This window comes from Leptospira venezuelensis (genome assembly GCF_002150035.1).
In the GTDB taxonomy this organism is placed as follows: Bacteria; Spirochaetota; Leptospiria; order Leptospirales; family Leptospiraceae; genus Leptospira_B; species Leptospira_B venezuelensis.
This window is the reverse complement of record NZ_NETS01000010.1, coordinates 1790450-1803100: the sequence shown is the minus strand read 5'-3', so window position 1 is coordinate 1803100 and position 12651 is coordinate 1790450. Positions and strand designations below refer to the sequence as shown.

At 40.1% G+C, this 12651-nt stretch carries 10 protein-coding genes; all 10 read right to left on the bottom strand.

Annotated features, from left to right (window positions below):
• Positions 1 to 34: 34 nt before the first annotated feature.
• The 10 genes from B1C82_RS15795 to B1C82_RS15750 all read right to left on the bottom strand — a co-directional run bounded on the left by B1C82_RS15795 (position 35) and on the right by B1C82_RS15750 (position 12622).
• Positions 35 to 1198, bottom strand: coding sequence for a helix-turn-helix domain-containing protein (locus B1C82_RS15795; RefSeq protein WP_086448441.1), 1164 nt, complete (start codon positions 1196 to 1198; stop codon positions 35 to 37).
• A 2-nt stretch (positions 1199 to 1200) separates the two neighbouring features.
• A complete protein-coding gene (locus tag B1C82_RS15790; RefSeq protein WP_199775805.1) occupies positions 1201 to 2163 on the bottom strand; it encodes a lysophospholipid acyltransferase family protein in 963 nt (320 codons plus the stop codon).
• Between the two features lie 112 nt (positions 2164 to 2275).
• Positions 2276 to 3709 carry a M20/M25/M40 family metallo-hydrolase gene (locus B1C82_RS15785; RefSeq protein ID WP_086448440.1) on the bottom strand — a complete coding sequence of 478 codons (1434 nt, stop codon included), beginning with the start codon at positions 3707 to 3709 and terminating at the stop codon, positions 2276 to 2278.
• Positions 3710 to 4018: 309 nt separating this feature from the next.
• A complete protein-coding gene (locus tag B1C82_RS15780; RefSeq protein WP_086448439.1) occupies positions 4019 to 5752 on the bottom strand; it encodes an ArnT family glycosyltransferase in 1734 nt (577 codons plus the stop codon).
• A gap of 40 nt (positions 5753 to 5792) precedes the next feature.
• Positions 5793 to 6089 carry a Cys-rich protein gene (locus tag B1C82_RS15775; RefSeq protein ID WP_086448438.1) on the bottom strand — a complete coding sequence of 99 codons (297 nt, stop codon included), beginning with the start codon at positions 6087 to 6089 and terminating at the stop codon, positions 5793 to 5795.
• Positions 6090 to 6120: 31 nt separating this feature from the next.
• Complete coding sequence (gene rlmN / locus B1C82_RS15770; RefSeq protein ID WP_199775806.1) at positions 6121 to 7182, bottom strand: dual-specificity RNA methyltransferase RlmN; 1062 nt, start codon at positions 7180 to 7182, stop codon at positions 6121 to 6123.
• Positions 7183 to 7190: 8 nt separating this feature from the next.
• The gene (locus B1C82_RS15765) at positions 7191 to 8099 is read right to left on the bottom strand and encodes a tetratricopeptide repeat protein (protein WP_086448437.1); all 909 of its coding nucleotides are present in this window, start codon (positions 8097 to 8099) and stop codon (positions 7191 to 7193) included.
• 47 nt (positions 8100 to 8146) lie between these two features.
• Entirely contained in the window at positions 8147 to 9559 is a 1413-nt protein-coding gene (gene sufB / locus B1C82_RS15760) for a Fe-S cluster assembly protein SufB (RefSeq protein WP_086448638.1), read from the bottom strand.
• 180 nt (positions 9560 to 9739) lie between these two features.
• Positions 9740 to 10321 (bottom strand): peroxiredoxin, encoded by a 582-nt coding sequence (locus B1C82_RS15755; RefSeq protein ID WP_086448436.1) that lies wholly within the window; start codon positions 10319 to 10321, stop codon positions 9740 to 9742.
• Positions 10322 to 10588: 267 nt separating this feature from the next.
• On the bottom strand, positions 10589 to 12622 hold the full coding sequence (locus B1C82_RS15750; protein ID WP_086448435.1) for a hypothetical protein: 2034 nt from the start codon (positions 12620 to 12622) through the stop codon (positions 10589 to 10591).
• Between the last annotated feature and the right edge of the window lie 29 nt (positions 12623 to 12651).

Here is a 12651-nt window from a genome sequence, read left to right as displayed (position 1 = left end):
CGCCCCAATCGGCTCGAACCACATTTTTTGGATTTTAAGTAGAGCTCACTGTGGAAATTTCTTCCAGATACTGTGTCGGTGTCTTTCCTGTGACTTTTTTAAAAGAAGTATTAAAAGTAGACTTGGAATTGAATCCATACTCAAGGGCTAATCTCAAAAAGTTAGGACGTTCTTCTGAAATATTTTCCAAAACAGAGATGATATCTTTGATCCGATACTCGTTAACAAAATTATAGAAATTTGTTTCCAAAGTTTCGCTTAATATTTGTGTTATATAGAATCTCGGAATTTCAGTATTTTCAGAAAGTAAATCAATGGAGAATTCAGAATCTTTATACGGTTTTTCCGATTCCATATAATTTCTGATCTTAGATAGAAATTCAGGGATCATATCTTCCCGCAGCCCTGACTTTTCGTATTTTTTCCTTTCTTCCTCTACTTCCTCTTCTTCATTTAATGTTTTTTCTTTAAATGCATGTAGTTCCCTGTGGGTGTAAACCACAGTCTGCCGTACGCCAAGCCAACAAAAGAAAACGGAAAATGCTAATACAGCTGCTCCTCGAACAAACCTAGGTTCGTAGGTTTCAGGAGGAAGATCTGTGAACAGTAAACCTTCTAATAAAAAATGAATGCCCGTGGATACTACAAACAGAAGTAGACTCCAATACATCCATCGTAAATCCTTAATACTATCTATATTAGAGAAATGATTTACTATTTTCTTCCGATGTCGGTTTAAAAGTACAAATGTCCAAACAGAATATACCAACATAGAAGTAACAAGCAATCCACCGTTCGGATGAAATCCTCTACTCGGTCTATGCCAATCATGAGGGTAAAACTCTTCTTCGGGAGGATTAGAGAAGAATAATCGAAATAAAAGGATACATTGCAAAATCACAAAAGGGACAAAATGAAGGAGATCTACTCTTCTGAAACTTTTGCCTTCGGTTGTTAGATTCCGAATATACAATAATAATAAAGGGCCATATGTATAAGGAAAGAGAATGGTAAAATCTAAAAACTCAGGCCCCCAATCAAATCTATGGACAAACAAATGTCCAAGATGAGGGGCCGCCAGAAATATTATAAATATTGAATAAATAGAATCAAAAGAATAGCGAGGCCTTTTAGTAAAGATCAGAAACGCAGAAAAAACGCAGATCGTAAATGAGATAATCGGAATCGCAGGAACCATGACTAAATTTGACCCGGGAAATCGCCCGGTTTGGTTCTCCATCTTCTATGCACCCAAAAATATTGTTCAGGATACAATTTCACTTCTTCTTCTAATGCTTTAGTCCAAACTTCAGTATAATGACGAATTGCGGCTTCTCTGTCGGAGAATGCAGATTTATCTACAAAGCCTAGGTCTTTGACTCGGACCATGACCTTTCCTTTTTCTCCGCATAAAACTGAATAGAGTAACATTTTAGCACCGGTTAAGTATGCCATCAAAGCAGGACCTTGATAGGTTGATGCTTTTCGATTAAAGAAGTCAACGAAGATCCCAACCTTACCTGCATTCTGATCAGAACCGAATCCTACCCAATAACCTTGTTTTAACATCTTAGTAACTTGGCTAGATTCTTCTGTAGAAACTAATTTGATGCCGTTTTTACTTCTTAATTTATGAATGAGCCTGTCCACATAAGGGTTTCGGACTTTTTTATAAATCCCTCCACCCTTCATTCTGATTCCCATAAACTGTACAAGAATTTCCCAAGTACCAAAATGCCCGGAGATCAGAACAACTCCTACTCCTTCTTGGATCGTTTTCTGTTCAATCGCTAATGACTCTGCATCATAAACCAGATACTTATCCATCCACTTGCGGCTTAGACGAGGAGCAAATAAAGTTCCAGCGAGAAGGTCACCTATATGAAGAAAACTTTTCCATACAAGTTCCTTCTTCTTCTCTTCCGAATAATCAGGAAATGCATAAGAAATATTATCGTAAGCAATCTTACGATGCTTTTTAGCGAGCGGATATAAAAGACATACCAAAAATCTTCCGTATATCAAGCAGGCTCTATAAGGTAGAATTCTAAACGGTAGGTAAAATAAGTATAAAAAGATATAGGGAATAATATAGCGAACCAAGGTAGATCCAATTCTTGTTTTTCGAACATAAGGATTCGGTCTAGCTTCTTTGACAAGCATTTTGGTCACACAGAGACTCAGAGAACGCAGGGAAAATTATCTAGATAACTAAATCAAACCGACCCTGCGCCTCCACAGCTCTGTGTGAAAAAAGTTTTGTTTTCCATAAACATCAGTTCATTTGGTATAAAATCTCAAATATAATCTGTGTCCCTAATTTTAGGTTTTCTACACTAATACTTTCATTCTTACCATGAAGCATGGTAAGTTCTTTTTCGTTTAGTAGAACAGGGATTAACCCATAACATTCCATACCGATCTGACGAAAGTATGCATTATCCGTTTTGCCTGGAGAAATAAAAGGAGTGGCCACACTTCCAGGAATTTTGCGAGTCGCAACCGAAGAAAGTTTTTGGAATAAGATTGAATCCAAAGTAGATTTATCTGAATTTACAGTAGATGCAGGCTCCACTTCTACTTCATATTTTGCCGCGATCTTTTGGATTTCTTTCAAATATTCTAAAGGATCAAATCCAGGAAGAAGTCTCACATCCAATTTAGCTTCTGCTAAGGAAGAAAGTACATTATGACCTTTACCTTCTTCCGTTTTTAGACCTGAAACTGCTTTAGTATTTCTAGTGATCGCACTCAGCTGTCTGCTTGTGCGAATAGGTCCATATAACAATCTCCTTAGGCCAGGAATATTCGAATTTTTTAATATGAATGAATTCGGGAAAGGACTAATGGTCCCAAGTTGATAGAAAAATCCTTCGGTCTCTTCGGAGATTCGGATCTCAGTATCGTATTCCAAAACTTCCGTTAAAAATTTTAAAAGCCTGAGACTTGGATAATTCTGACTGGGGGTGCTACCATGCCCTTGATCTCCCTTTGCCCTTACATTCAGCCAAAGATTCCCTTTTTCGGCATATTGGATATTGAAGATAGTACTCCCAGGAATGGCAACACCCTTGGTTCCAAAACTCCCTTCGTTCAACATGTATCCGTAACCTTTGAATAATTCAGGATGCGCTTTTAGTAAGAACCTCGCTCCTCTTTCACTTCCTGATTCTTCATCCGCCAAACCTAAGAACATTATTTTTCTCTTAAGTGGAATAGCAGATCTTTTCAGTTCCAAAAAGGAAACGATCTGCATTGCAATGAGCCCCTTACAATCCAAGGCACCTCTTCCATGAATTCTACCGTCTTTAATGGTTCCGGCAAACGGATCTTCCGCCCATTCTTTAGGATCTGCTTCTACCACATCCAGATGATTTCCTAAAATTAAACCTTTGTCGGAACTAGGAACACTTGGTTCTAACTCTGCAATTAGATTTATTCTATCCGGAAATCCAGGTTCTGAGATAAGTTTAGTCTTAATCCCTTCTTTCTCGAAAATGGATCTGAGATATTCTGCTACCTGTTTTTCGTTTCCTCTTACTGATTTGATCCGGATGAGGTCAGCGAGAATTTTGACTGTTTCTGCTTCTCTTTTCTCCCAAGACAGGATATGATTTTCTTCCTTTATAGGAATGTTCTTAATAGGGGAAGTGACACATTGAAACAGGAATAAGATCGCACAGAGGAACAAGGAACGGGGAAAATCCATTCGTCATTTCTAAAGGAAGAATGCTCAAAAGTCGAGAAATACTTATGGATTTTCGCACGGAGGTCACTGAGAACACTGAGATGTAGCTTAAGAGAACTTAGGAATCTATATTAAATTAAAGACTTATAATAACTCCGTGTCCCCCCGTGAGCTCTGTGTGAAAAAAAGAATTACAAAAAGAAGGGAAAAGTAGCCCCAGGAGGACCCTGGGACCAAAACCAAACCAGGCTCATAACAAAGCCTACTTAAGAATTCGGTGGGTTTGTAAAATTTCCCTTATTCTTTTTTCTAAAATCTAAAAAAAAAGAATTATTTAGAATTCGCTGCTGCGGTCTCTTTTCCTGGTTTAAATCGGATTTTGCCTAAATACACCTTGGTGGTCAAAGAATCTCTTTTAGATTTTAAGAAGAAACCAAACTCAGGAGTTGCCACCTTATAACTCTCATATTCCGCAAAAATATCCAGATCCACTCGATTTGCAGTAAACTCATCAAAATGAGGCAGATACTTTTCGGAGATAAGTATCATTCTTTCCCCATCTTTCTGAAGTGCTTCGAAAAGAACTTCCGGATCAAATAAGGTTCTTGTGATACGTTTAGAATAAAACGCGTAGGATCTTTTAGAGGCAGGAACCCCAAACATCAGAAACTTTTCTTTGCCTGGCTCTGCTTCTTGTATAATCTCCCCTACTTCCTTAGAAGGTTGGTAAGAAACAAGTAATGGATATGCATACAAACTTACCAAAGTAAAGAAGAAGGAGACGGATACAACCAGGGTCCCAAGCACCGCATTCATTTTGAAATACAATAAAACGATCGCTGCGATCCCAAGATAAATAGCTACCCAAACATAATAAGAAATTGGGACATCCAAAACTAAGATGGGAAATAAGATCCCGGCAAATACGAATCCTAAACTAGTCAGATAAACTAAAATTTTACCTGCAAAAGAAAGAGAACCCTCTGGACTTTCGATAAGTTTTAGTAAAAAACCGGAGCCTACAACCGCTCCCGCAGGAAGGCACCAATAAATGTACTGGGGCAATTGGTATTTAGAAAAACTGATCAAAAATAAGAATAAGAAAAGCCAGAACGCAGGCACAAAATCTTGATCCTTCCATTCATTTTTTCGAATATTAGCGAATAGACCTTTACCCTTCTCCCTTACGAACCCAACGAAATTTGATCCGATCCAAAGTAAAAAAGGTAATATAAAAATCCCAAACGCCCAAGAGAAATTGGAATAGAAGAATAGAGGATTGAATTTTTGGTCGTACATTTTTATGTAAAAACGACCGAATGATTGTACCCAAAGGAAGAAATAAGGTCCGTAAGTATTAAACTCTAAATATAAAGGTATAGACCATAATAAAGGAGGAAGAATTGCCAAAATTCCGCCAGGGAAAAGTTTCATCCCCAAAAGTCGTTTCCAGTCTCTTCTGAAAAGAATATCCCCTCCAATTCCAATTCCAGGGATCACAACTGCAATCGGGCCCTTTGTTATAAAGCCAAGTCCCATAGCAAGATACATCGCGTAATAGTAGGCGGAATTCTTTTTAGTCCCTAAATAATAAAAAGCGAATACTAAGATGATATAAGGAGTTACATATACATCTATCTTAGGATCCACCACCATTGCATATAATCCAGGAGATAATGCGTATAGAAACACAGAGATCCAGGCACGCTTAATATTTCCTGAGTATAGTTTGGTAATAGTGAACACTCCCCAAAGAGAGAGAAGTGTCATTAAGATCGCAGGCAAGCGGAATGCGTAATTATTCTGACCAAAAAGAGTAAAAGCAGAACTGATCTTCCAGAAAGTGAGGATCGGTTTGTCCAAGTATCTTCTACCATTATCTCTGATAAAAAACCAATTCCCACTGTCAGTCATTTCCCTTCCAATTTCTGCATATTGGGAAGAATCGATATCAATCACATCCAGAGGGAATGTAAGAAATAAAGGCAGAACAGCTACTGCCAAAAGGAACCATACAGAATATTTCACAAAAGAGGCGTTTTTCCCGTCCTGAACGAAATTCATATTTTTATAATACTCCAAACTTAATAGAAAAACGTTAAGCTCAATCCATGAGACCGGATTCCATGAGGCAACGTGTAAATCCGGTACATGTTTTTTCGGATTCGTAACAAGGCATTGCGTAACCTTGTTCTCTCAAACATCCGGATTCACATTCAATCTGCATGAAACTTTTTTTGGAAGCATCAATGGGTCCCTTGGATTCGAATTGTTTCTCCACACAAGAGGTGAAAAATCCGCAGATCTCTTGGCATTTTTGTTGGTAGGGATCTTTACAATCGGTGGTCCCGATCATAATAAAAGAAAATAAGAATAAGGTCGAAAGGAAGGACAGCCTCATTCCAACTAGGTTATTCGATACGTATCTAAGGTCAACTTTTTGCGGCGAGCATTCCGCAGGCCCCGTTGATGTCTTTTCCAGGGGACCTTCGATTCAAAATAGGAACTCCAGCAGGTTCTAAATGACGTAAAAACTCGTCTATCTCTTGGTCTGTGGGTCTTCTCCAACCAAAGAACTCAGTATTCAATGGGATTACGTTTATTTTACAGTCCAGTCTTCTTGCGATCTTCACCAATTTTTTGGCGTCTTCTGCACTCATATTCACGCCTGGGATCATTACATACTCAAATGTGATCCTACGTTTTAAAACTTTGGTATATTCTAAAGCAGCGTCCAAAAGTTCGGGAAGAGCAAACTTCTCCTCTATATCCATGATCTCTTTCCGTCCGTTTGGATCAGGATGATTGAGAGAGATTGCAAGATTATAAGGCTCTTTATTGTCTATAAATCTACGAATTCCATTTACTACTCCTGAAGTGGAGATTGTAATTCTTTTTGCACCCATTCCAAGTGCTTCTCCATCATGAAGAAGTTTCGCCGCACGCATTACATTAAAGTAATTATGCATTGGTTCACCCATTCCCATGAACACTATATTTGTGGCCCTATCACCTACGATCTTTTCTACCTGGAGGATCTGATCAATGATCTCCCCTGCTTTTAAATTTCCCATATAGGGAAGTTTAGCTGTAGCACAAAATTTACAATTTAAGGTGCAGCCTATTTGCGAAGAAATACAGATCGTTTTTCTTCCACCATCTCCGGAAGGAATCCATACTGATTCGAATTCTTTTCCACTTCCAGGGACAGATTCAAAAGTGAATTTTTGAGTGCCGTCCACAGATTTTAAATGTTTTGCGACGCTGATATTGGAGAAGCTAAACTTCTCCTTTAATTTTTCCCTTAAATCCTTTCCGATCGTGGAAAATTCTTCCCAGGACTCGTAACGATTTGCGTATAATCCATTATAAATTTGTTTAGCTCTAAAAGGTCTTTCACCCAACTCGGAAACAATCTGAGTGAGTTCCTCCAATGTATGACCCTTAACCGGAATTTTTCCAGTTACATTTTCCTTTATTTCTGAATCGGAAATGGTCTCGTTCACTTGCAAGAATCCTTATATTCTTTTTCTGCGTCCGCATAGCCCAGATCCCAGGCTTTTTTATAATCTCTGCAGGACTCCGCTTTTCTTTTTAAGGCAGCATAACCTAAACCACGGTTAAAATATGAGGTGGAATCGTCCGGCAGAATTTTCAAAACTTTGGAGTAAGAGTCTATACTTTCCTTATATTTTCCGGAAGCGTAATTTGCAAATCCCAAGGCAAAGATCGCTCTTGTATATTCTGGCTCTAATTGTACGGATTTTTTAGCATCCGCCAGACCTTCTTTCGTTTTTCCTAATATACTTAGCTGGATCGATCTTTCAGCAAATGCATACGACTTAATCAAACCAGAATTGATAGCCTTATTCATGTCTTCTAAGCCTTCTTCTTTTCTTTCCAGGCCAAAACGGCTTAATCCCCTATAAAATAATGCATCAAGATCCTTGCTGTCCAAAGAATAAGCTGAATCAAAATCAGTTTCTGATTCGGTGTATCGATTCAGATAATATTTGCTGAGGCCACGGTTATAGAATGCAGAAGAATCTTTAGGATTTACGGCGAGATAACGATCATACTGGGAAATTGCATTTTCGTATTCAGCTGCATTATAAGAATCTAAACCTTGTTGGAAAAGTTCCTTCAATTCTTGGTCCGTTAGAACTTCAGCAGGGGCATTGCGGCTTGCTGATTCTTTTTCTAACTGGTCCAGAAAAGAACTGAGAGCAGCAGTAATCCAAAATAACACTGCGCTTGGAGAAGTTTCCTTTTTTACTCCCTGTTCTTCGGGTTTTACCGGAGAACTCGCGTTTTCAGTTTCGTTAGAAGAAGCTGCCCCATCCGGAGAAAAGATCTGAAACCCCGCCAAGATCAAACCAACCACCAGGAAAATACCCAATACTCTCTGCATATGATTTGTATGACCGGATTTTAAAAGGAATGCCAGCTTTTTTCCAGTTAGGAAACGGAAGAATCCGAATGTTCGGAAATAACTTTCCCGTCTTCCAGGATCATTCTGATAAGCCTTGTCATCTCTACGGAATATTCCACGTTCAAATGTTTAGTCACACCTTCGCAGAAACCGTTGATAATCAGAAGTTTTGCATCGTCTTCTGAAAGTCCTCTGGATTGAAGGTAGAAGAGTTGGTCCTCATCGATACGAGAAACTGTCGCCTCATAGTTCAAGGTTCCATTCTGACCGGTCACATCATTATAAGGATAGGCATGAGATTGAGAGCGATCGTCCATCATGAGACCATCACATTTCACATGGCTATATGCGTTAGAAGATCCAGTGGTGAATTTTACCAAACCTCTGTAAGAGTTGATCCCACCATCCAAGGAAACACCTTTTGCTAAAATATTACTGCGAGTGTTTTTACCTACGTGGATAATCCTCGCGCCAGTATCTTGGATCTGACCTGAACCTGCAAAAGCCAAGGATAGAATATCACCTGTAGAATTATCACCTTGTAATATGATTCCTGGATACTTGATTGTGTTTGCACCGATATTCACATCTGTCCAGGTGATATGAGCTGCTTCATGACAAAGACCACGTTTCACTGTCCAGTTATACATATTCTTTTTCCAATTCTGGATAGTAGTGTAGAATATTTTGGAATTCTTATGAGCAATCAGCTCCACAACAGCAGTATGGAAATTTGTGCCTTTGTCTTGCACTGAAGAACATCCTTCCGAATATTCTAACTCTGCTCCATCTTCTGCTATCAAGAGAGTTCTTTCATATTGACCAGAAGAAGCAGCACTTACTTTGAAATAAGCCTGTAAAGGCATAGGAGTTTTCACTCCTTTAGGAACGTAAGCGAATGATCCACCTGAAAAAACTGCGGAGTTCAATGCAGAGAATTTATTATCTCCGATAGAAACAACAGTTCCGATATATTTGCGAACGATATCCGGATATTCACGAATAGCAGTATCTATATCGCAGAAAATAATTCCTAAATCGGTAAGTTCTTTTTTGACGTTAGCGTAAACAGTCTCTGAATCTTCCATGGCTTCGATACCAGCCAGGTATTTTCTTTCATGTTCGGGAATCCCAAGTCTTTCAAAACTTTTTAATACTTCAGGATCCACCTCGTCCCAGGATTTTTTCTTCTTATGATTTGCGCCTATATAATGCACATACTCGTCTATATCCACTTTGAAGTTAGGAAAAAATCCCCAACCAGGCATAGGTTTACTTTCATAAACTTTAAATGCTTCTAGGCGGAATTCAGTAAGCCAAGCAGGCTCATTTTTAATATGGGAGATGGACTCCACCACTTTGCGTGTAAGTCCTTTGGGAAAATTATCCGCACGATAATATCTATCTTCGTCGGAAATGATCTCAAGTGCTTGTGCCATAATATTCTTCTCCCATATCTTAGACTTTAGAAAGATTTTACGCAACCTTTTCCAGAGTCCTAAGTGCGAGTTTTGCCCGAATGAGGGCTATAATAGCAAGATTTTAAGGGAATGGGTGTGTGACCAGGAGAAATTAGAAAGGAGAATCCGGCCCTAAGACCGGATTTCCGAAAGTATGGATTAGTTTACCGCAGAGAAGTATTCTTTGGACTTTTCTGGATCCGCTTTCATAGTTTTCTTTCCTTCGTCCCAGTTTGCAGGGCAAACTTCGCCGTGTTTTTCCACGTATTGGAAAGCTTTTACCAGACGAATCGCTTCATCTATGTTTCTTCCTACAGGAAGATCATTGATAGTAGACTGACGAATCACTCCAGCTGGATCGATGATGAAAGTTCCTCTTAAAGCCACTCCGCCTTCTAAAAGAACTCCATAGTCTCTTGCGATTGACTTGGTTATGTCTGCAATTAGAGGATACTTGATATCTCCTAATCCGCCTTGTTTACGAGGAGTGTTCTTCCATGCAAGGTGAGTAAAAGCACTGTCTACGGAAACTCCCAGAACTTCCGCTCCGATTTTTTTGAAGTCGTCCAATTTTGCATCATATTCGATGATTTCAGTAGGACAAACGAAAGTGAAGTCGAGGGGCCAGAAGAATAGAACAACCCACTTTCCTTTATAGTCGGAAAGTTTGATTTCCTTGATTTGCTGGCCGATCACGGCTTCTGCTTTAAAGTCCGGTGCGAGTGAAGTAACTTGAGGCATTTTGCTCTCTCCTATTTAGAATCATTCTAAATTTAGACAGTCAGGATGGAAAGCAGTTTTTCTTTTTTAAGAAATTCCAGGATTTTTTTTCTAAATCACTTTTTCTGTCAGAATTTCAGACTACGGGCTCACTCGGAGGCGCGGAGAACAATATAGCACGCAGAGGCGCCGAGTCGCAGAGAGGAATCAGGACTCAAGAGTTCCTATCATATTTAAAACCCTCTGCGACTTAGCGGCTCTGCGTGAGAAAACCTCTGCGTCTCTTTACTACCCTTTAGCCATAAGATATTTTTCCATGAACTCAGTGATGTCCTTGATATTCCGATTTATCATCTTCCTGAGTTCAGGCGGAATGTTTTGCGATTTGATCACACGATAATAGTTCAAAGCGTTCTTCAACATTTTGCGTCGAGCAAATTCTTGGGCCTTGATCAGCATAGGTTTATACTTATAATATGAGTATTCCATAATACTGTAATTCTTGGAAAGTTTGAAAGAGTGCGGTATCTTCCCAAAATCATAAGTCAATGTTAAGAAAGGAGCATCGTCCACTTCCGGAGGTTTTAACTCCAGAATACCATGGATCATCTTAGGCTCGTCGTCCCCTCCACCGCTTGAACTTTCAGGCTTATCCTGGTCTAAAGGTTCAAGACCTCCATCTAGAACTTCTATTTCAGGAGCGTCTTCTGCATTTGGAACTGGAGAAGGAGAAGAACCCGCCGGAGCCGGAGCACCTGGTCCCGCGAGCGGAGGAATTTCAGGTGTATATTCTTCGTGTTTTGTTTCATCTACAGGATCAGGAAGATCTATTTTAGGTAATTCTAATGGACCTGGCGCAGGGGCCGCTTCTCCACTTGGAGTTGGCGCGGGTGCTCCTTGAGGAGATCCTTCAGGTTCACCTCTTAAAACTTTATCTTCCGGATCAGGTAAACGGATCGGAACTAGATCTATCTGAGGAAGAACAGGTGAAGCATAACCTGGGATCTGATCCGAAAGAGGATATTCAGGTTTTGGCCAGTCTTGAGGTAAAGGTTCTTCTAATGCTTGCTCTTCTCTTTCTTGGCGTTTTTCTTCCGCCTTCTTCTTGAGATAATCATCTCTCTCTTTGAAAAGATCTTCCTTCCTTCTGTCGTCTTCTCCCCTTCTGTCTTTACGAGAGCCTTCTCCTCCTCTTCGGTCTTCGCCGGCACGGCGATCTTCTCCTGTTCTCCTATCAACAAGAGGAAGGTCCTTAAATTTATCCCATTCGTCCGAAAAGAATGTATCTTCCGGAAGATCCATCTCATTCGGATCTAAATGTGCGGGATCTTTAGGTTTTGGAGAAGGTTCAGAAGGAGCAAAATCTTCCGGACCTACAGAACCCGGTCCCTCACCTGGAGATGCACCGCCTGGTGGAGAACCTCCTGGACCAGAAGGAAAGCCACCTGGAGGTGAAGGAACACCAGCATTATAAGAAATAGGCGCACCTGGCGGAGGAGGAGGCATTGGCCCCGAAGAAGGAGCATAAGAAATAATTTGATAAGATACTGGGCCAGGAGGAAGTTCCGCTGGAAGTTTAGGTGCTTCTGTTCCTGGAGGAGCTTGGATCTGGATCGGATTAGAAAATCCTTGGGACATACTGTTCCCAAGAGCTTGGCTGATATCCTTGATCGCCTTGACCAAGTCTCCCAATGGAATAGGAGGTCCTGTATAATTTGGATCGTCAGGAGTATATGTATCTTCCTCTGGAGGAGAATTAATATGATCCTCGATTGCTTGGATATTATTATCAATTTTTTCATTAATATCCGAATCAGGAATTCTAGCGTTAGTTCTCTTTAAGATCTCCAACGCAGCTAAGAAGTTTTCTTTATCTACTAATGCTTCTGAATGTAAAAGCGGCCTTCGATGATGCGCATAACGAGAGTTATTTCGAATGATGTCATCTGTTGCATGAGGAAGTTGTAATTTTTCCTTCTTCTTTAATCCGGGATAATTAGGTTTTTCTTCACCAGGAGAAGGAGGACTCCACTCTTCCTTAGGCTTCTCCGCTCCTGGTTGTCCGGAAGCTTTTTGCGGAGCAGACGAAGATGAAGAAGGGCTAGAATCTTGGTCTCCAACATTTACTAATTTTCCTCGATCCGCTGCCGAAGGAGTTCCAGCTCCTCCACCTCCGCCAGACCCAGGACCACCTCCTCCACTGGAACCTCCACCACCCGGAGAAGGCGCAGAACTTCCAGACGATCTATTCGGATCTCTGAATAAAGTATAAGCTCCTGCTCCCGCAGAAAGAAGTCCTAATAATAAAAGAAGTGCAGTCATCTAGAAGATTCTTACCTATTATTTTCGAC